Below are 19,667 nucleotides of genomic sequence, written 5' to 3' on the forward strand. Positions count from 1 at the left end.
CTTAGCCATAAACCGGCGTGAATGTGGCTTCCCCGGCGCATGGCCTGTCGTTCTGCCAGTAGGGTGACAGCGCGCGCAGCCGGTTGATAATCGACGGCAGCGTGGCAATAACCTCATCAATCTCTTTCTCCCGGGTGTAGCGAGAGAGGGAAAAGCGGATGGTCCCGTGGGCCGCGGTGTAGGGAATGTGCATCGCCCGCATCACGTGGGAAGGCTCCAGCGAACCTGAGGTACAGGCGCTGCCGCTGGAGGCGGCGATCCCGGCCTGGTTTAACAGCAGTAAAATGGCTTCACCTTCTATAAACTCGAAGGCCAGATTGACGGTACCGGGCACGCGCGGCTGGCTGCCGCCCATTACCATCACTGAGGGAACGCGGGTCAGCAGGCGCTGCTCCAGCCGGTCTCGCAGCTGGCCGATATGCACCATCCCCGGCAGATGAATCTGCGCCAGTTCGCAGGCGGCGCCCATGCCGACGATTCCGGTGATATTTTCCGTTCCAGCCCGGCGGCCGTACTCCTGATGGCCGCCGCGCAGCAGCGGGCGATAGCGGGTGCCGCGTCGTAGATAGAGGCAGCCGACCCCTTTGGGCCCGTGGAACTTGTGCGCCGAGCAGGAGAGCATATCAATGCGGGTCCCGGCGAGCGCGATCGGCATTTTGCCCACCACCTGTACCGCATCACAGTGAAACAACGCCCCCTGTTCGTGGGCCAGTTCCGCCATTTCGACCACCGGGAAGATCACCCCGGTTTCGTTATTGGCCCACATCATGCTAACCAGCGCGACGCGCGGGCTGAGCGCCGCCCGGAACTGCACCATATCCAGTGCGCCATCGCCATCGACTGCAATACGGTGGATCAGGTAGCCCTGACGCTCCAGCTGTTCGCATGCTGCCAGCGTGGCCGGATGCTCGACCGCACTGGTGACGATCTCCCGGCGCTCCGGCATCAGGGCGACCGCCGACGCGATGGCGCTGGCGGTTGCCTCGGTGGCGCAGGAGGTAAAGATAATCTCGCTGGAATACTCTGCCCCCAGCAGTGCCGCCACCTGCTGATGCGCGCGTTCCAGTGCCGCCTGAGCCGGAATGCCAAAATCATGTATCGATGACGGGTTACCGTAAAAATCGGTCAAAAAGGGCATCATCGCTTCCAGAACCATTGGGTCGAGGCGGGTGGTGGCGTTGTTATCGAGATAAACCTGTTTCATCGTGTTCCCCTTGGGTCAGTTAACCGCGGCTTATGCCGCCACCACTTCCATATAACAACCGGTACGCTCCATCAGTTTTTGCTGCAGCCAGGCGAGGGTCATATCGGTCATCATGCAGCCGCTGCAGCTGCCGGAAAGGCTGACGGTGACCTGGTGATTCGCCACGTTGAGCAGCGACATATCGCCGCCGTCCGCCTGAATGTGCGGGCGCAGCTCGGCGATAGTGTCGACGACGCTCTGCCAGTGCGGGTCTTTGCCGCTGGCCGCTGGTTGCAGGGGCTGCGGCTGCGCGGCGAGGATCTCCGCCAGCGCCAGCTCGATTTTTTCATGACAGGAGGTGCAGCCGCCGCCGGCTTTGGTGTAGTTGATCACCTCTTCCAGCGAGGTCAGGCCGTTATTGACCACCGCGCGGCGGATTTGCCCTTCATCGACCCCGAAGCATTGACAGATCAGCTTGCCCTCTTCATGTTCCTCCTCAAGGCTTTCGCCGCGAAAGTGGGCGATGGCCGCACGCAGAGCCTCCTGGCCCATGACCGAACAGTGCATTTTCTGCGGCGGCAGGCCGTCGAGATAATCGGCGATCTGCTGGTTGGTGACCTGCCCGGCCTCGGTCAGGGTGTGGCCGATAATCAGTTCCGTCAGGGCCGATGAGGAGGCGATGGCGCTGCCGCAGCCGAAGGTCTGGAAGCCGGCCTCCTCGATAATTTCGGTTTGCGGGTCCACGCGCAGCATCAGGCGCAGCGCATCGCCGCAGCTTAAAGAGCCCACATCGCCGACGGCATTGGCGTTGTCCACCACGCGCGCGTTGCGGGGATTAAAAAAATGGTCTTTCACTTTCTCGGAGTAATTCCACATGCTGTCAGCTCCAGGGATGATGACGGAACACGCCGGGGCGCGGTTTACCGTAGAAAACGGTGGTGATAACCCACAAGCAAATGCAGTACCAATCAATAAAGTCGTTAATTTTTAAAGGCTTGCCATCCTTCCCTGACAATGAATGGCCGACAGTGTCGTGATTTATTGTGGGGTTTGTCACAGAAACGACAGGCTTAGCGCGGCGGGTCTCGCTCCTCGCGCCACTCCTGCTCCTGTAGCAGGTGGGTAAAGCGCTCCGGGTCGCGCTGGCGTGCGCTTTTGCGCTGCTCTTTGTCGTACCAGTAGAGCTGGATCTCCTGCAGCAGGCCGACTATCGGGGTATCGGTGGGCACGCGTTCGGCGCGGACGCCAACCTGCAACAGCTGGCGAAAAACCGTCTCGCCAATCGCCACGCAGAACAGGGTGACGCAATCCTCGAGGGCGTGGATCCGTCGGGCAATTTTCTCCGCCTGGTGCCCGTCCTCTACCGAGAAATCTACCACCCGGATGAGCGTGACCCGATCGGCCTTGACCCCGTAGACCACCAGTCGTGGCGTGGCGCCGAAGTGCTGATCGACATGGCGATAGTCGGAGCTGGCGAAGGCGACCTTCATCGACCAGTCGTCGGAATGGACCATGTCAAACTGACGGTTAATGGGCGACATAAGCGGCTCCTGTGGCGAGTGGGGTTTGCGCGTTTTGCCGAAGCGGAGAGCGATAGAGGGCGATGTGGTGATGCCGTTCGCGCATCAGGTTTGCCAGTTCAAACAGCGTATCGCGCATCCCGACGTATCCCTGGCGCACCCGGCGGAACTCGCCAAGGCGGTCAAAGATCGGAAAGCCGGCACGCACTAGCGGCAGTGCAAACTGCTCCGCCAGGTCACAGGCGTGGGAATTGGCGACCAGCAGGTCAGCGGGCTGTGAACACAGCAGGGTTTGCAGATCTTCAAGATCGCCCGGAACCACGCGTTCAACCGGCAGCTGGCGCAGGCTGGGGTGGCCGGTAGGGGCAACCAGCGGGCCGGGCTGCATTCCCTGGCTGTGGGCGAAATCACACCATGCCGCCAGTAGATCGCCTTCCGCTGCAATTGCCATACGCTGGTCCTGAAGCCACATATGGCAGTCGATCATCGCATCCTGTAGCTGGCCGCGCTGGCGTTCAAGCCACTCCGGCACAGCGCGTCCGGAGATTTTCGCCAGTTGATGAATAAAACTGTCGCAGCGCTCCAGCGTCATCAGATGCGGCAGGGCGATGACCTCGCCACGGCTGCGCTGGGCCAGCAGCGAGGATGCCCGATGCAGGGAGACGCCGATGGCGATGCTGCACAGGCTTTGTCCCATCTGTTCAATCAGGCGCAGCGGCGTTCCCCCTTGGGTCAGCGGCGAGAAGTCCCCCTGCGCGAGGTGTCCGTCCATCGATTGTCCGAGGTCCGGCAGGATCACCGGCTGCAGGCCAAAGGCCTCGACGCAGCGGCGTAGCCATTCGATATCCCCCGGTGAACAGAGGTGGCTGACCAGCAGGTTGACCCGACGATTGCGCTGACCGGGGCGTGGTGTGGGGGCGACCCACTGCTCGATGACGCTCTCCAGCACTGCGCTAAAGCCGTTTTCCATCGAACCATAAAAATCGGGGCTGTTGACCGTTAAGATAGCGACCCCCTTGTGGCGGGAATACTCCTCGCGAAACTGGCGGACCACGCGGGAAATATCGCTGCCCTGGGCCTCCGACAGCCCGGTGCTCAGCAGTACGATGGCTTGAGGATTGTTACGCTGGCACAGGGTATCCAGCGCGGTAAAGATATTGCCATCCGCCCCCATGATCGTGGAGGTCGGGTCCATCGCCGTTGACTGCAAAGGCACCGGGTCGTGGAAGTGTTGAATAAAAAAGACTTTGGCGAAGGCGCTGCACCCTTGCGCGCCGTGAACCAACGGGATGCTATGGGCGATCCCAAGGCTGGCGAGGATCGCGCCGAGCGGCTGGCCGGTTTTGATCGGGCTGACCGCCAGCGGTTTATCAGTGCGGAAAATGTCTGCCATGGTGGATTCCTTAGTGCCAGGGGGCACGGGCATGGGTTTGCGGCCAGATGGGGCTGTTGATGGTCTGACAGAGCTGGCGGGCGAGGGTGACGATGCCCCGATAGCCGGCGAAAGCATGTTCGCGTTCCTGATTGATATCGAGAAACGGCAGCCGGGCCTTATAGGCGGTGTACATATTGCGCCCGCCGGCAATCATCAGATCGGCCTGATAGCGATAGACCACGTCCAGCAGGGTACGGGCGTTGCCCTCTTCCAGCATCACCGCCTCGTCACCCATTAGCTCACGGATCCGCTGTTTGTCTTCTTCGGTGGATTTACGCGTGCCGGTGGCGACCACGGTCATGCCCAAATCCTGCAGGGCCGACACCACCGACCAGGATTTGACGCCGCCGGTGTAGAGCAGCACTTTGCGACCTCGCAGCTGTTCGCGCCACGGGGCGAGCGCAAGCTCGGCGGCCTGTTCCTCGCGGGCTATCAGCGCGTCGGTGCGGCGGCATAGGTCGTCGTCATTCAGCAGGGCCGCCAGCTGGCGCAGGGCGTCGGAGGTGGCGCGAATGCCGTAAAAACTGCCTTCGAACCACGGCGTGCCGTAGCGCCGCTCCAGCGCTCTGGCGACATTAATTAATGCCCGGGAACAGACCAGCATATTGGCCTGTGCCCGGTGCATGGTCTGGATTTCGGTAAAGCGCCCGTCGCCGGAGAGGCTGCCGAGCACGCGGATACCCAGCTCATCGAGTAGCGGCTGAATATGCCAGAACTCGCCGGCGATGTTGAATTCGCCAATCAGGCCAATGTCATGCCGGTGCTCCGGGGCAAACGGCGAGGCAGCAGGCCAGGGTGCAGGTTCACGCTGACCAATCACCTGTTTCACCATGACGTCGCCCGCCAGCCGGTTGCCGAGGTTTTTGCTGCCGTAGAATCCGGCGGCGTCAATGGCGATGACCGGTACACCGGTGGCGGTTTGTGCGGCCTGGCATACCGCTTCCAGGTCATCACCCTCCATTGCCGGCACGCAGGTGTTGTAGATAAAGACCGCCGCCGGATGGTAACGGGTAACGATATGGCGAACCGCGTGAAACAGGCGACGTTCGCCACGGCCCATGATCACGTCCTGTTCGTTGAGGTCGGTGGTGAAGCCGAGCCGGTTAAGGGCGGGGCCGGAGCTGATGCTGCCGCGGTTATCCCATGAGCTACCCGCGCAGCCGATGGGGCCATGGACCAGATGCGCGACATCGGCAATGGGCAGCAGGGTTATCTGCGCGCCGTCGAAGGCGCAGCCGCCCGCCGTGGCGCCGGGTTTGGGGGCGCTACAACCGGATTTCTGCTTGTGGTTGTGTTCGCAGGCGGGTTCATCCAGCAGTGCCAGAATTTCATTTCCCTTCATAGTGACCTCGTTGACGGTAGGGGATGAAGGGGTAATGCAATTCACGCTCCAGATAATTAGCGTTGATTTTTAAGGGAAAAGTGTTGTTGGTTTTACGACAAAGCCAACAATCGGGCGGGAATATTGTGGGGTGTAGCTGGGGAAGAAAAAAGCCCGCGGGGTCAGCGGGCAACAGGCATACCACAGGCGCTAAAAAACGCGCTCCTCCAGAGGATTCTCCCGGTTGAGACGCTTCGCCAGCCATGGCGGCAAACGCCCGGCGAGAAGCGTCACGATCGCCTCGCACTGGGCCTGAATAGTGGTACCGGGCTGCGCTTTCATCGGGTGGATCTGGTGGCGAATCAGGCGCGCGGCGGCGGGCCCGCCAATCTCCTGACAAAACAGCAACTGACAATCATCCAGCAGCCGGGCGCGCACCTCGTTGGCCTCCAGTTGATGGGGAGCCGACGAATAGCGGCGCAGATCGTACAGCCAGCCGCCTTGATCATCGAAGGCATAGATAAAAAACAGCCGCCCTTGACCGAAATGCCCGTTAATCACCAGCCCATCCTGGGAGCAGAATGCCGCCAGCAGCTGCGGCGTGCGCGCGGCGGGACGGGTAATGCGCAAATGGGCGGGCAGGGCGCCCTGCAGGCTCGCCATCACCCGCGACCAGCGTGCAGGGGACATCACGGCGGTCACCGAAGGAAAGCTGGCGACCAGTTGCGGTTGGGTCAGGCTGGCCAGCCGCGTGGGGGTCAGCGTCTCGCCGCTCTCCTGCGCCAGCCAGTCGAGGATTTGTGCCGGTTGCAGGTCCGGCAGGGTCTGAAACAGCGCCAGCAGGCGCCAGAAAAGGGTATCGCTATCGCTCATCTCCCGCTCCTTATATCAACGTGTTACGTGTCGCGCGCAGGCTAATCGGAAAGGCGGGACGCCCCGGCTGCGGATTAACGTAGTAGCGGCGGCCTCCCTCCAGTGAAATTGCGCCACCCCAGCGCTCCGCATTGTCATGCTCAATCTGTATTACTCGCGCTTCCAGATCCTGTTTGGCGATATAGGCGTACAGGTCCGGGCCGCGTTCACGAAAAATCACGATGGGCATAGTCGCTCCTGACCCCGCGTTACGCGGGGCTCCTGATGGTTAACGAACGAGGTCGAAGCTGTAGTCGGTTTTGCCTGCCTGACTGGTATCGCTATCCAGTTTCTCCAGCACGGCGTTGACCAGGGTGGTGACGATATTCATCGCGCCTTCATAGCCCCAGGTGGTCTGGCGGTGCAGGTGGTGGCGGTCGAACAGCGGAAAACCGAGACGGATCAGCGGCACTTCAAAGGCTTTACCCTTCGCCAGGGTATCGCGCTGGATAAATTTGCCGTAGGAGTTGCCGATCATAAAGTCCGGCTGACGGGTAAACATCAGCGAACGGAAGTGCCATAAATCGCAGTTGATAAACACTTCGCTGTCGCGCCCGTATGGCGAGGCATCCAGCATTTTCTTCATCGCCTTCAGCCAGCGTTTATTGGCGTTATGGCTCAGGATCACCGTCGGCTCGCAGCCCAGCTCCAGCAGGAAGCGGGTCAGCCCCATCACGAAATCCGGGTCGCCATACAGGCCAAACTTCTTGCCATGCAGCCAGGTGTGGGAGTCGAGCATCATGTCCACCAGCCGTCCGCGCTCGAGGGTCAGCTCATCGCCGATTGGCTGGCCGCTCAGCTGGCTGACGGTCATCAGCAGTGCGTCGGTGGCGGCCAGTCCCAACGGGATAGCGACCTCGCTGGCGGGCTGATGCCACATCTCCTGGACCACTTTTTTGCTTTTCAGCAGCTGCCACGGTTGCAGGAGCAACGTATCGATGGCGTCCGGTGCCTCTTTCATCTCCTGCTGGGTGGTGCCGCCAGCATACATCCGATAGTGCCCATCGGCGGGGGTATCGAGGACCTCCGACGGATCGGAGAGCAGGCTGCACGGTACCGCCATCTGCGCCATCATCCGTTTTAAGACGCGGAAGTTGCCGAGATAGGTTTCAAAGCCGGTGACCAGATTGAGTTTCTGTCGTTTGCCGGGCTGTCCCTCGTAGTCCGCGGTAAAGGTTTTGGCGAACCCTTCGAACATGTTGTCCCAGCCGGTAACGTGGCTGCCGATAAAGCTCGGCGTGTGGGCATGGGGCACGGCGATATTGCTGTCGACAAAACCATCTTTTTTGGCGTTGGCAATAAACGCCTGCAGGTCATCGCCGATGACTTCCGCCATACAGGTGGTGGAGACCGCAATGATCTCTGGTTTGTAGAGCGTGCTGGCGTTCTGCAGGCCGAGATTCATATTGTTGTTGCCGCCGAACACCGCCGCATCTTCGGTCATCGAATCTGAGACACAGGCAATTGGCTCTTTGAAATGGCGGTTAAAATAGGTGCGAAAATAGGCCACGCACCCCTGAGAGCCGTGCACGTAGGGCAGGGTGTTGGCAAACCCTAGTGCGCAAAGCACCGCCCCCAGTGGCTGGCAGGCTTTCGCCGGGTCAACCGTCAGCGCCTCACGTTGGAAATTCAGCGCTTCGTATTCGGCGGTGGTGGTCCAGGTAAAGACCTCCTGCACGCGCTGCGCATCGTGGGCCTCTTCCCGTTCTCGCTTGCTGCGAAACAGCGCCTGGTACTCATCCTGTTCGAACAGCGGATAACAGCTATTAATCTTATCAATCGTTTGGCTCATGGTGTTCTCCTCCCGCGCCACAAATCGGTGAACAAGCGGGACAGTGAGTGGGCAATCACGCAGACTTCAGCCACGGGGCGGTCAGCTCGTTCCACGCCGGGTTGTTAAGGGTCATATCCATATCGCGGGCGAAAATGGCGAAACCATCGTAGCCGTGGTACGGGCCGGAATAGTCCCATGAGTGCATCTGGCGGAAGGGGACCCCCATCTTTTGGAAGATATATTTTTCCTTGATGCCGGAGCCGATCAGGTCGGGTTTCAGCGCTTTGACGAATGCTTCCAGCTCATAGCTGCTGGCGTCATCGAACAGCAGGGTTCCCTCTTTCAGGTCCGGCAGGGTGCGGTCGTAATCATCGTTATGGGCAAACTCATACCCGGCGGCGATGATCTCCATGCCGAGATCCTCATAGGCGCCAATAACGTGGCGTGGTCGAAGGCCGCCCATGTAGAGCAGAACCTTGCGCCCCTCCAGCCGCGGGCGATACTTGGCAATTATTGACGCCATTTGCGCCTCATATTTGGCGATCACCGCTTCGGCGTTGGCGCGAATGGTGTCGTCAAACTGGTCGGCTATTTTGCGCAGTGATTCGGCAATTTTGGTCGGGCCGAAGAAGTTGTACTCCATCCACGGGATCTGGTGTTTCTCCTCCATGTGCCGGGCGATGTAGTTCATCGAGCGGTAGCAGTGAACCAGGTTCAGTTTAACGAATGGGGTGTTCTCCATCTCCACCAGCGTGCCGTCGCCAGACCACTGCGCCACCACCCGCAGCCCCATCTCTTCGAGCAGGATCCGCGAAGCCCAGGCGTCGCCGCCGATGTTATAGTCGCCGATGATCGCCACGTCGTAAGGGGTGGAGGCAAACGGCTGCCCTTCGCGATTATTGAGAACCCAGTCGCGCACCACGTCGTTGGCGATATGGTGTCCCAGCGATTGCGATACGCCGCGAAAGCCTTCACAGCGCACCGGGATCACCGGTTTATTCAGCGCTTTGCTGCTGGCGTTCGCCACCGCGCTGATATCATCGCCGATTAGCCCCACCGGGCATTCCGACTGAATCGTTATCCCCTTAGTGAGCGGAAACAGCTGCTCCATCTCTTCAATCAGCTTGCTGAGTTTTTTATCGCCGCCAAAGACGATATCGCGCTCCTGAAAGTCCGAGGTGAAATTCAGCGTGCCGAAGCTGTCGATGCCGCTGAACCCGGTGTAGTAGTTACGGCGCCCGGCGCGTGAGTACTGGCCGCAGCCGACCGGCCCGTGCGAGATATGGGCCATATCTTTGATCGGCCCAAAGACCACCCCTTTGGAGCCGGCGTAGGCGCAGCCGCGCACGGTCATCACCCCAGGCTGGGATTTACGGTTAGAGATAATGCACTTGCCGACGCTCTCCATCTGCGGATCGCTGACCATCATGTGCTTTCTGCGCTCTTTGCGCGTGGTTTCTGGAAATACCTCCAGGACTTCCTGGATCAGCGCCAGATTACGTTCACCCGTTGCGTTGGTCATGATCGGTATCCTGTGTTCAGGCCGCGTTTTCTTCAGCGGCGGTTTTACCAATGATGCTGGTGTCTTCTTCTTCCATGATGCCGAATTCCATCAGCAGCGATTCCAGCTCATCCATGGTGCAGGGAGTCGGCACCACCTTCATGGTGTTATTGACGATTTTCTGCGCCAGGGTGCGGTACTCATTGGCCTGTTTGCAGGCAGGGTCATACTCGATAACCGTCATCCGGCGGATCTCCGCGCGCTGCACGATGTTGTCGCGTGGCACAAAGTGAATCATCTGGGTACCGAGCTTTTCCGCCAGCGCAATAATCAGCTCATCTTCGCGGTCGGTCTGGCGGGAGTTACAGATCAGTCCGCCAAGGCGCACCTTGCCAGATTTGGCGTATTTGACGATCCCCTTAGAGATATTGTTGGCGGCGTACATCGCCATCATTTCGCCGGAGCAGACGATGTAGATCTCCTGGGCTTTGTTTTCGCGGATCGGCATCGCGAAGCCTCCGCAGACCACGTCGCCGAGCACGTCATAGAACACGAAATCGAGATCGTCCTCGTAGGCGCCTTCTTCCTCCAGGAAGTTGATGGCGGTGATCACGCCCCGACCGGCACAGCCGACGCCCGGCTCCGGGCCGCCGGATTCCGCACAGCGCACATCGCCGTAGCCGATTTGCAGGACATCTTCGAGTTCAAGGTCCTCAACCGAGCCGACTTCCGCGGCCATTTCCATAATGGTGTTCTGTGCTTTGGCATGCAGAATCAGTCGGGTGGAGTCCGCCTTGGGATCGCAGCCGACGATCATCACTTTCTTACCCATCTCCGCCAGCGCGGCGACGAGGTTCTGCGTGGTGGTGGATTTGCCGATACCGCCTTTACCGTAGATAGCGCATTGACGCATGGTCATGGTGACTTCTCCTGTTGTTGAGTGGTTGCCAGCAGAGAAGTGCAGGGAGCATACCAGCCGTGCCGGGGTGTTCAATTGCATGATTTTTATGGAATTAGTGATGGAGTGTTGCCGCAGGGGTAAAACAAAACGGCACAATAAGGCGACCAAATGTGAGAAACAGAACAATTCGCGCCGTCGGGCAGCGTCGCGGCTGAATTGTCGCCTGTTCAACAGCTTGTCGTCCTCTGTGTCTTATTCCGCGCAATTTATCTGGGTTATAGCGGCGCCATTTCTGAACAACGTATTGAATTAACACGAACTATTTTTTCATCCGCGAGCTGGCACAGGCTGTGCTTGAGGCAGGGGCAGGGTTTGCCGTGCGTTGACGACGCGGCGAAGTGGCCTCTTACCTTCGAGGATTGAACGATGTCCGGAACAATGAAAACAATGGATGGCAACACGGCAGCGGCCTGGATCTCCTACGCCTTTACCGATGTGGCGGCCATCTACCCGATTACCCCTTCCACGCCGATGGCGGAAAACGTTGATGAGTGGGCCGCGCAGGGGAAAAAGAACCTGTTTGGCCAGCCGGTGCGTCTGATGGAGATGCAGTCAGAAGCCGGGGCTGCAGGGGCGGTACACGGCGCGCTCCAGACCGGCGCGCTCACCACCACCTATACGGCCTCACAGGGGCTGCTGTTGATGATCCCTAACCTCTATAAAATTGCCGGCGAGCTGCTGCCGGGGGTTTTTCATGTCAGCGCCCGGGCGCTGGCGACCAATTCGCTGAATATTTTTGGCGATCACCAGGACGTGATGGCGGTGCGCCAGACCGGCTGCGCCATGCTGGCGGAGAATAACGTCCAGCAGGTGATGGATTTGTCTGCCGTTGCGCATCTGGCGGCGATCAAAGGTCGTATCCCGTTTGTTAACTTTTTCGATGGGTTTCGCACCTCCCATGAAATTCAAAAAATCGAGGTGCTGGAGTATGAGCAACTGGCGACCCTGCTGGACCGGCCGGCGCTGGACCAGTTTCGCCGTCAGGCGCTGAATCCGGATCATCCGGTTATTCGCGGCACCGCGCAAAACCCGGATATCTATTTTCAGGAGCGTGAGGCGGGCAACCGTTTTTACCAGGCGCTCCCTGAGCTGGTGGAAAGCTATATGGCGCAAATCAGCGCCCTCACCGGACGGGAATATCATCTGTTCAACTATTCCGGCGCGGCGGATGCCGAACGGCTGATTATTGCTATGGGGTCGGTCTGCGACACCATTCAGGAGGTGGTGGAGACGCTGAATGCGGCGGGCGAGAAGGTCGGGTTGCTTAGTGTCCATCTGTTTCGACCCTTTTCGCTGGCGCACTTTTTCGCCCGGTTGCCGAAAACCGTGCAACGCATTGCCGTCCTTGACCGCACCAAAGAGCCTGGCGCTCAGGCGGAGCCGCTGTGCCTGGACGTCAAAAATGCCTTCTATCATCACGACAATGCACCGTTGATTGTTGGCGGCCGCTACGCCCTCGGTGGCAAAGATGTGCTGCCCAATGATATCGCCGCAGTATTTGATAACCTGAAGCAGCCGCTGCCGAAGGATGGCTTCACTCTGGGGATTGTCGATGATGTCACCTTTACCTCATTGCCGCCACGCCAGGCGGCGCTGACGGTGTCGCACGCGGGGATCACCGCCTGCAAATTTTGGGGGATGGGCTCGGATGGCACCGTGGGGGCGAACAAAAGCGCGATTAAAATCATCGGCGATAAAACCCCGCTGTATGCTCAGGCCTATTTCTCCTATGACTCGAAAAAATCCGGCGGGATTACCGTGTCGCATCTGCGCTTCGGCGACCGGCCTATTACTTCGCCTTATCTGATTCATCGGGCGGACTTTATCTCCTGTTCGCAGCAATCCTACGTGGCGCGCTACGACCTGCTGGATGGCTTAAAGAATGGGGGGACGTTTTTGCTCAACTGCTGCTGGTCCGATGCCGAGTTGGAGCAGCATCTGCCCGCCAGCGTGAAGCGCTATCTGGCGCGGGAGCATATCCAGTTCTATACCCTCAACGCCGTGGATATTGCTCGGGAGCTTGGGCTGGGTGGGCGCTTTAATATGTTGATGCAGGCGGCGTTCTTCAAGCTGGCGGGGATTATTGACCCGCACACCGCCGCGGAGTACCTCAAACAGGCGGTCGAAAAAAGCTATGGCAGCAAAGGGGCGGCGGTGATTGAGATGAACCAGCGGGCGATCGCCCTGGGCATGACCTCGCTGCATCAGGTGACGGTGCCGCCCCATTGGGCTACCCTGAACGACCCTGCGGCACCATCGTCCGCCATGATGCCGGATTTTATTCGCGATATTCTGCAGCCGATGAACCGCCAGTGCGGCGACCAACTGCCGGTCAGCGCCTTTGTTGGCATGGAAGATGGCACTTTCCCGTCGGGCACCGCCGCCTGGGAAAAACGCGGCATCGCCCTGGAGGTGCCGGTCTGGCAGCCCGACGGCTGCACCCAGTGTAACCAGTGCGCCTTTATCTGCCCGCACGCGGCGATCCGCCCGGCGTTGCTGGATAATGACGAACAGGTGGCGGCTCCGGCCGCGCTGCTGAGCAAGCCCGCGCAGGGGGCAAAGTCCTATCACTACCACCTGGCGGTGTCGCCGCTGGACTGCTCCGGCTGTGGTAACTGCGTGGATGTTTGCCCTTCGCGTGGCAAGGCGCTGAAGATGCAGCCCCTTGATAGCCAGCGCCATATGGCCCCGGTTTGGGACTTTGCGCTCGCGTTGGCGCCAAAACAGAACCCGTTTCGTAAAACGACGGTCAAAGGCAGCCAGTTTGAGACGCCGCTGCTGGAGTTTTCCGGCGCCTGTGCGGGCTGCGGGGAGACCCCTTACGCCCGCCTGGTTACCCAACTGTTCGGCGACCGGATGCTGATTGCCAACGCCACCGGCTGTTCTTCTATCTGGGGGGCCAGCGCGCCGTCTATTCCCTGGACAACCAACCATCGCGGCCACGGCCCGGCGTGGGCCAACTCGTTGTTTGAAGATAACGCGGAATTTGGCCTCGGCATGATGCTCGGCGGGCAGGCGATTCGCCAACAAATCGCTGACCAGATCGCCGCCGCGCTGGCGCTGCCAATCAGCGACGCCCTCGGCGACGCAATGCGCCAGTGGCTGGCGCTGCAGGATCAGAGTGAAGGGACCCGCGAAAGAGCGGACCAGTTAACGGAACGGCTGGCGCTGGAAAAAGAAACCTCGCCGTTGCTGGAACATCTCTACCACAACCGCGACTATTTTACCCGGCGCTCCCAGTGGATATTTGGCGGCGACGGCTGGGCGTACGATATCGGCTTTGGCGGGCTGGATCACGTGCTGGCGAGCGGCGAGGATATCAATATCCTGGTGTTTGATACCGAGGTGTACTCCAATACCGGCGGGCAGTCGTCGAAATCGACCCCGGTGGCGGCGATTGCCAAATTTGCCGCCCAGGGCAAACGCACGCGCAAGAAAGACCTCGGAATGATGGCGATGAGCTACGGTAATGTCTACGTGGCCCAGATAGCGATGGGGGCCGATAAAGATCAGACCCTGCGCGCCATCGCCGAGGCCGAAGCCTGGCCGGGACCGTCGCTGGTGATTGCCTACGCCGCCTGTATTAACCATGGGCTGAAAGCGGGCATGCGCTGTAGCCAGCGTGAGGCAAAACGCGCGGTCGAGGCCGGGTACTGGCATCTGTGGCGCTATCATCCGCAGCGCGAAGCGGAAGGCAAAACGCCGTTCATTCTGGATTCAGAACCACCGGAGGCGAGCTTCCGTGATTTTCTACTGGGGGAGGTGCGCTACGCCGCGTTGCACAAGACCACGCCGCATCTTGCGGATGCCTTGTTTAGCCGAACCGAAGAGGATGCCCAGGCCCGTTTTGCGCAGTATCAGCGGCTGGCCGGGGAAGAGTAGCGGGTCATCAAGCAAAACCGTCGCCGCAGCCTGCGGCGACGGCGTGTTTTAGCGCGTCAGCCAGAACTCGCGTTGTAAGGCCAGGGTCTCTTCTTCGATCTCCGCTACCGGCCCGAGCAGCGTAATCGCTTTCTGCCCGTGGCTGAAGATCCAGGACGCCGGAACGCTCATCGTCGGGTTTTCCTGGTGGCTGCCGGTGCAGGCCAGCAGCTGTTCTTCACTCATCCCGTAAACTACCCGGCCAATATTGGCCCAGTAAATGGTACCCGCGCACATGCAACAAGGCTCGACCGCCGTGTAGAGCGTGCATTGCCAGAGATACTCCGCCGGGTAGTTGCTGGCGGCGATGCGCGCCAGCGTCGATTCCGCATGGTTAACGGTATCAATGTTGCACTGGGTGAGCAGCACGGTGTGGCCATCCGGCGCCACCAGCACCGCGCCAAAAGGGTGTCTGCCGAGGGCAATCGCCCGGCGGCCCACCTCGTTGGAAAGTCTGAGAAACTGAATATCACCAGGGGTAATCAATGTGCGGTCTCCGTGTCAGATGGGCGGCGATGAAGTAAGGCATTCAGCAGGACGGCGGTGAAGCCGCCGATAAAAATCCCGCTGTCCATAAACAGTTTTACCGAGGGTGGAAGGTGCTGGAACAGGGCCGGGAAGGCTACAGGCAGCACGCCGACCGCAATGGATACCGAGACGATCAGGATATTTTTCTCATCGTCAAAATCGACGGTTTTTAACTCCCGTACGCCGGCCGCCAGGGTCATCCCAAACATCAGTACCGCCACGCCGCCAAGCACCGGGCTGGGAACGATCGCCACGATGGCGCCGAGCTTGGGAAACAGGCCCAGGGCCACCAGAATCAGTCCCGCGGCGATCAGGACGCTGCGGCTGGTGACTTTGGTCAGCATCAGCAGACCGGCATTTTGTGAGAAGGCGTTGTAGGGGAAACTGTTCAGGCATCCGCCGATCAGGGTCGATAGCCCATCGGCGCGGATCGCGTCAGCCAGACGCCGGGAGGTGGTGGGCTGGCCAATCAGCTTATCTATCAACAGAATGTTGCCCGTGGTTTCGGTCATGACGATCAACATCGACAAGCACAGCACCACAATCGGCGCGAGCGAAAACTGTGGCATCCCAAAGGCGAACGGCAGGCTGAAGCCCACCCAGGAGGCCTGCGTTACCGCGTCGAAATGGGTTAAACCGCACAGCCAGGCGCCCAGCGTGCCGATCAGCAGCCCGAACAGGATACTGAAGTTACGCATCACGCCGCGGGTATTGCAGTAAAACAGCAGGGTCACGACAAGGGTGGCAAAACCGAGCAACAAATTACGCGGCTGGGCAAAATCGGGCGCATCCGGGATCCCTCCTCCCAGCCAGATTGCCGCGGCTGGCATCAGTGAAATACCAATCAGGGCGATGACGCAGCCAATCACCAGCGGCGGGAAAAAGCGCACCAGGCGGCTAAATACGGGGGCCACCAGCAGCGTGAACAGACCGCAGGCGATGACTGAACCGAAGATAGTGGCGATGCCGTACTGCTGCCCGATCATCAGCATCGGCGCCAGTACGATAAAAGAGCATCCCTGAATCAGCGGCAAGCGACTGCCGAAACGCCCAATCCCGATCGCTTGCAAAAGCGTGGCCAGCCCCGAGGTCAGCAGGCAGGCATTGATCAGGGTAATGGTTTCGCTGCTGCTCAACTTCAACACGGCTGCCAGAATCAGCGGGACGGTGACGGTGCCGGCATACATCACCAGGACGTGCTGGAGTCCAAGAGAGGCAATGCGTTTTACGCTAAGCGATTGGGTGGTGCTGTGGTTTTCTACAACGGTAGCCATGGTAATCCCCTGAAATTACGCGAAGGAAGAGGTCGCCACTATATGTGGGTAAACGTGATATAAGTTAGTCAGCTGTTTTCAGTTTTATTGAAATCTGGGGAGTAAAATGCGCTATTCATTGGAGCAGCTTATGGTCTTCGAGCAGGTTGCCCGCTCCGGCTCGTTTTCTGCCGCCGCACGGGTACTGAAGCGATCGCAGTCGTCGGTGAATATGGCGATGAGCAATCTTGAAGACGAGTTTAATGTCCGCCTGTTCGAGCGCTCGCCGCGCCAGGTCACGTTGACCGGGGAGGGAACGGTATTGCGTGAATACATCAAAACCGTGCTCGAACAGTGCAACATGCTGGAGCAGCGGGTCGGTGCGTACAATGTGCAAACGGAAGCCAGCCTCACCCTGGCGATCGAGGTGCCTTACCCAACCATCGCCCCGGTTTTATATGAATTTGCTATGACTTTCCCTCAGGTTGATATCCATATCCGCGAGCCGCATCAGGGGGATGTGACGGGGCTGGTGAGCAGAGGAGAGGTGGATGCCGGGATCGTGATTTCCCGCAGAATTGACGGCGATCGGCTGCAGTTCGTCCAGCTAGGCAAGGTCATTATGGTGCACGTGGTTAGCGCCTCACACCCACTGGCAAGCCAGGGGCCGGTCTCTTTCGCCGATCTGCATCGCTGGCGCCATATTACCTTTGGCCCCCAGCAACAGCACATTGCCACCACCGAATATCTTGGCAGCCCGATGCTGTGGCGCGTCGAGAGCTATAACGCGATGATTGCGGCCGCCAGCGCGGGGCTCGGCTGGGCCTCCCTCCCGCGGCTGTTTGTCGAAAAAGAGCTTCATGAAGGCCAGTTGGTTGAGCTGCGACAGCAGGAGTACCCCCATACCGACTGGGTGGTCGGGGTGGATTTACTGTGGTCGAAGCACAAGCGGGTGGGCAAATCGTTGCACTGGCTTCGGGATCGCCTTATCCAGCATAAAATCTTCGAGCAGGATAATAGCGGCAACCGCACCACTTTATAGCCCTGCGCATGGCCCGGGCCGCAATAGCGTATTTTACTGCCGACCAGACTGCCCGGGCGGGAGCAGGGTGACCTCGAGGGTTTCGGCGATCGTCTGACCATCATTTTTCAGCACCTCAACATGGAACGTTTTCTCTCCATAGCCGAGCTGTGCGGTGTTGAGAGTCACCGTAAAATATCCTTCGTGCTGCGTCTCGCTTAAGGCGAACGGCCTACCATCGACGGTCAGCACCACCTTCTGAGGCTGGGTGCCATAGAGCATCGGATAGACGCTGACGGCCAATTCGCGCGTGGTAACGGCGCGCCCCGCCAGCGGAAAGGCGAAGTAGACCTTATCGTGAAACACCGGGTGTTCGCCGGCGAAGGCTTTGGCATAGGTCCGCAACACTTGTGCGGTGGCGGAGTAGTCGTTGCGTATCCGATAACCATCGTAATCCGGGTAAACGCCACCGGAAGATTGCGGGTCTTTTCCAGAGAGGATCCAGAACATGGTGCCCGCCATGCCGTGTGTCAGGGCAATGCGATTCCAGCGCTCGTAGATTAAGGTCCGGTTATAGGGGGACGTAGCGCTAATGCCGTACTCCTCCAGCACCATCGGCTTATTGGCTTTTTTCGCCGCGGATATGTGGTCGAGGATCCACTGCGTTCCCCACTGCTCTGCATTGGTTTTGCCCCACTGGTCGGTGTAGAGATGCATCGGCTCATAGTTGATATTGGGGAGCTGCACGATCCGCTGCCAGTCGACGCCTTCTTTACCGTTATAGGTCCAGTCCGTGGTGTCAGAACGGTTGAAGAACCCTTCAGAACCCAACGAAATAAGATGGCGGGGCGCCAGTTCACGAACATAATCACTCATCTCCCGCGCCCAGTTGACCAGCAGGTCACCCGAGGGATCGCTGGCCGCCCGGGGTTCATTGGCGAGCTGAAACGTCATGATAGTCGGCTCTTGCTGATAGCGGATCCCGGTATAGCGGTTGACGTGGGTGAGCAGAAACTTGACGTACTGCTTATAGGCGGTAATCAGCCGCGGATCCCGGTAAAAATCATCATGTTCCGTGGCGCCAATCCACGCCGTATATTGCGGGATCCCGCCAAAATCCGACCAGTTGTTGGTTAACACCAGCACGATCCTGATGCCCTTTTTCTTTGCCTGGCTGAGGGTGTAGTCGAGCCTTTCCAGCGCGCTGTTGACCCCCGCGGGCGGCGCATAGACCCCTAACGTCGGCTGCAGGGTATAAGGTGTGCCGGCAGAACGGTCAACGCCATCCATAAAACCCCAGATGCGGATGACTTTCAGATCCATCGCCACGGCGCTGTCCAGCACATCGTCGATCGCCTGGTCAGATTTATAGTGCAGATAGTAGTTATTTGTTCCCATAAAGCGAAACGGCTTGCCGCCAAGGGTAAACTGGCTGCCATGCTGCTCAACAAATTCACTTATCGGCAGATTCTGTGAGCATACCCTGAGCGGAAGCAGTAGTGACAAAGCAAGGCAGGGCAGGGATAACCAGGTTTTATATTTTTTCAGGCACATCGGTTTATTCTCTGGCGAGTGGCGACGCTCGACCCTGCAAAGTACCGGGATACTTTGCAGGTCAAATCAACGGAATAATAAAGGCTTATTTGCTAAAGGTAATATTGTCGAGATACACCGGGCCACTATATTTTAATTTATTCCCGACAATCCCGATGGCCACATCCGGGCGGTGTGAACCATCGCCGAGATTAATCACCACATGCTGTTTGAGGTAGGCTTTACCGGATAAATTCACTTTTTCCATTCCGGTGATATCGCGATTATTTTTGTCCAGATCTAATTTGACCCAGCCGTCACGCAGGGCGGCATACGGGCGAAGCCCGCCCGCGCTGATATTTTCTGCCGGGAGCAAAATATCAAACGACAGTTTGCGCATCTGCGCAAAGTCGGGGATCTCGGCATTGTATATTTTCACCTCTTCCCAGTCGTGCCGGCCGGCCCATTCAACGTTCAGTTTCAGCGTCGGTTTACCGGTATCCTGGCTGGATTCGAGCGCCGGACTTCCCCATTGTGCTTGCCAGGTGCCTTCCTGTTTCCATCCCGACGTCCCGTGGGCAAAGTGATAGCTCAACCCCTGAGCGGTAGTCGTCACATCGACGGGCGCTGCGGCAATGCTGGCAGGGCTGTACAGGCTGTTCAGCACAAGGACGCCGGCAGAAAACGCAATTAATCTTTTTTTCATGAATGTTTCCTTGTCAGGAGCAGAGAGGCGATGTATCAATGTTTGGATTTAATATGATCCGTTATGGAGAGCGCTTTCCATGCTGGCACAGTTGTGGG

16 protein-coding genes are annotated in these 19,667 nt (G+C 59.0%); 2 read left to right on the forward strand and 14 right to left on the reverse strand.

Annotated elements, in window-relative coordinates:
- Position 1: 1 nt before the first annotated feature.
- The 10 genes from nifS to nifH all read right to left on the reverse strand — a co-directional run bounded on the left by nifS (position 2) and on the right by nifH (position 10,565).
- Positions 2-1,204 (reverse strand): cysteine desulfurase NifS, encoded by a 1,203-nt coding sequence (nifS, locus tag ACMYSO_RS22805; RefSeq protein WP_418343644.1) that lies wholly within the window; start codon positions 1,202-1,204, stop codon positions 2-4.
- A gap of 30 nt (positions 1,205-1,234) precedes the next feature.
- A complete protein-coding gene (gene nifU / locus ACMYSO_RS22810) occupies positions 1,235-2,059 on the reverse strand; it encodes a Fe-S cluster assembly protein NifU (RefSeq protein WP_434668162.1) in 825 nt (274 codons plus the stop codon).
- A 194-nt stretch (positions 2,060-2,253) separates the two neighbouring features.
- Complete coding sequence (locus ACMYSO_RS22815) at positions 2,254-2,724, reverse strand: NifB/NifX family molybdenum-iron cluster-binding protein (RefSeq protein ID WP_434668165.1); 471 nt, start codon at positions 2,722-2,724, stop codon at positions 2,254-2,256.
- Positions 2,711-4,096 (reverse strand): nitrogenase iron-molybdenum cofactor biosynthesis protein NifN, encoded by a 1,386-nt coding sequence (gene nifN, locus ACMYSO_RS22820; RefSeq protein ID WP_434668168.1) that lies wholly within the window; start codon positions 4,094-4,096, stop codon positions 2,711-2,713. The genes ACMYSO_RS22815 and nifN overlap by 14 nt, the downstream gene beginning before the upstream one ends.
- A 10-nt stretch (positions 4,097-4,106) precedes the next feature.
- A complete protein-coding gene (gene nifE, locus ACMYSO_RS22825) occupies positions 4,107-5,480 on the reverse strand; it encodes a nitrogenase iron-molybdenum cofactor biosynthesis protein NifE (protein ID WP_418343640.1) in 1,374 nt (457 codons plus the stop codon).
- A gap of 189 nt (positions 5,481-5,669) precedes the next feature.
- Positions 5,670-6,332, reverse strand: a complete 663-nt coding sequence (locus ACMYSO_RS22830; RefSeq protein WP_434668172.1) for a NifB/NifX family molybdenum-iron cluster-binding protein — start codon at positions 6,330-6,332, stop codon at positions 5,670-5,672.
- A 10-nt stretch (positions 6,333-6,342) separates the two neighbouring features.
- On the reverse strand, positions 6,343-6,561 hold the full coding sequence (gene nifT / locus ACMYSO_RS22835; protein ID WP_418343638.1) for a putative nitrogen fixation protein NifT: 219 nt from the start codon (positions 6,559-6,561) through the stop codon (positions 6,343-6,345).
- Positions 6,562-6,600: 39 nt separating this feature from the next.
- Entirely contained in the window at positions 6,601-8,163 is a 1,563-nt protein-coding gene (nifK, locus tag ACMYSO_RS22840; RefSeq protein ID WP_434668175.1) for a nitrogenase molybdenum-iron protein subunit beta, read from the reverse strand.
- 55 nt (positions 8,164-8,218) lie between these two features.
- Entirely contained in the window at positions 8,219-9,667 is a 1,449-nt protein-coding gene (gene nifD, locus ACMYSO_RS22845) for a nitrogenase molybdenum-iron protein alpha chain (RefSeq protein WP_434668178.1), read from the reverse strand.
- Between the two features lie 16 nt (positions 9,668-9,683).
- Positions 9,684-10,565: a nitrogenase iron protein gene (gene nifH, locus ACMYSO_RS22850; RefSeq protein ID WP_004122384.1), complete on the reverse strand. Its 882-nt coding sequence runs from the start codon at positions 10,563-10,565 to the stop codon at positions 9,684-9,686.
- A gap of 408 nt (positions 10,566-10,973) precedes the next feature.
- Here nifH and nifJ point away from each other — a divergent pair, with 408 nt between their 5' ends.
- Positions 10,974-14,489, forward strand: coding sequence for a pyruvate:ferredoxin (flavodoxin) oxidoreductase (nifJ, locus tag ACMYSO_RS22855; RefSeq protein ID WP_434668180.1), 3,516 nt, complete (start codon positions 10,974-10,976; stop codon positions 14,487-14,489).
- Between the two features lie 48 nt (positions 14,490-14,537).
- On the opposite strand, the gene ACMYSO_RS22860 is transcribed toward nifJ, so the two are convergent.
- Together ACMYSO_RS22860 and ACMYSO_RS22865 are read right to left on the reverse strand one after the other, a co-directional pair.
- Positions 14,538-15,014, reverse strand: a complete 477-nt coding sequence (locus tag ACMYSO_RS22860) for a nucleoside deaminase (protein WP_434668183.1) — start codon at positions 15,012-15,014, stop codon at positions 14,538-14,540.
- On the reverse strand, positions 15,011-16,330 hold the full coding sequence (locus ACMYSO_RS22865) for a nucleobase:cation symporter-2 family protein (protein ID WP_434668186.1): 1,320 nt from the start codon (positions 16,328-16,330) through the stop codon (positions 15,011-15,013). Before ACMYSO_RS22865 ends, ACMYSO_RS22860 begins: the two co-directional genes overlap by 4 nt.
- Positions 16,331-16,436: 106 nt before the next feature.
- On the opposite strand from ACMYSO_RS22865, the gene ACMYSO_RS22870 reads away from it, so the two are divergent.
- Entirely contained in the window at positions 16,437-17,351 is a 915-nt protein-coding gene (locus tag ACMYSO_RS22870; protein WP_434668189.1) for a LysR family transcriptional regulator, read from the forward strand.
- A gap of 33 nt (positions 17,352-17,384) precedes the next feature.
- Here ACMYSO_RS22870 and ACMYSO_RS22875 read toward each other — a convergent pair whose 3' ends face one another.
- Both ACMYSO_RS22875 and ACMYSO_RS22880 read right to left on the reverse strand, forming a co-directional pair.
- Positions 17,385-18,884, reverse strand: coding sequence for a glycoside hydrolase 5 family protein (locus tag ACMYSO_RS22875; protein WP_434668192.1), 1,500 nt, complete (start codon positions 18,882-18,884; stop codon positions 17,385-17,387).
- Between the two features lie 85 nt (positions 18,885-18,969).
- Entirely contained in the window at positions 18,970-19,569 is a 600-nt protein-coding gene (locus ACMYSO_RS22880; RefSeq protein WP_434668195.1) for a hypothetical protein, read from the reverse strand.
- Between the last annotated feature and the right edge of the window lie 98 nt (positions 19,570-19,667).

Source organism: Klebsiella sp. B345 (genome assembly GCF_051131735.1).
Lineage (GTDB): Bacteria > Pseudomonadota > Gammaproteobacteria > Enterobacterales > Enterobacteriaceae > Klebsiella.

Excerpts from the sequence above, each read along its gene's own strand:
- nifH (WP_004122384.1), bottom strand. The coding sequence starts at position 10,565 with ATGACCATGCGTCAATGCGCTATCTACGGTAAAGGCGGTATCGGCAAA.
- nifJ (WP_434668180.1), top strand. The coding sequence starts at position 10,974 with ATGTCCGGAACAATGAAAACAATGGATGGCAACACGGCAGCGGCCTGG.
- ACMYSO_RS22875 (WP_434668192.1), bottom strand. The coding sequence starts at position 18,884 with ATGTGCCTGAAAAAATATAAAACCTGGTTATCCCTGCCCTGCCTTGCT.
- nifK (WP_434668175.1), bottom strand. The coding sequence starts at position 8,163 with ATGAGCCAAACGATTGATAAGATTAATAGCTGTTATCCGCTGTTCGAA.
- nifN (WP_434668168.1), bottom strand. The coding sequence starts at position 4,096 with ATGGCAGACATTTTCCGCACTGATAAACCGCTGGCGGTCAGCCCGATC.
- nifE (WP_418343640.1), bottom strand. The coding sequence starts at position 5,480 with ATGAAGGGAAATGAAATTCTGGCACTGCTGGATGAACCCGCCTGCGAA.
- nifD (WP_434668178.1), bottom strand. The coding sequence starts at position 9,667 with ATGACCAACGCAACGGGTGAACGTAATCTGGCGCTGATCCAGGAAGTC.
- nifU (WP_434668162.1), bottom strand. The coding sequence starts at position 2,059 with ATGTGGAATTACTCCGAGAAAGTGAAAGACCATTTTTTTAATCCCCGC.
- ACMYSO_RS22865 (WP_434668186.1), bottom strand. The coding sequence starts at position 16,330 with ATGGCTACCGTTGTAGAAAACCACAGCACCACCCAATCGCTTAGCGTA.
- ACMYSO_RS22815 (WP_434668165.1), bottom strand. The coding sequence starts at position 2,724 with ATGTCGCCCATTAACCGTCAGTTTGACATGGTCCATTCCGACGACTGG.
- ACMYSO_RS22870 (WP_434668189.1), top strand. The coding sequence starts at position 16,437 with ATGCGCTATTCATTGGAGCAGCTTATGGTCTTCGAGCAGGTTGCCCGC.
- nifS (WP_418343644.1), bottom strand. The coding sequence starts at position 1,204 with ATGAAACAGGTTTATCTCGATAACAACGCCACCACCCGCCTCGACCCA.
- ACMYSO_RS22880 (WP_434668195.1), bottom strand. The coding sequence starts at position 19,569 with ATGAAAAAAAGATTAATTGCGTTTTCTGCCGGCGTCCTTGTGCTGAAC.
- ACMYSO_RS22830 (WP_434668172.1), bottom strand. The coding sequence starts at position 6,332 with ATGAGCGATAGCGATACCCTTTTCTGGCGCCTGCTGGCGCTGTTTCAG.
- nifT (WP_418343638.1), bottom strand. The coding sequence starts at position 6,561 with ATGCCCATCGTGATTTTTCGTGAACGCGGCCCGGACCTGTACGCCTAT.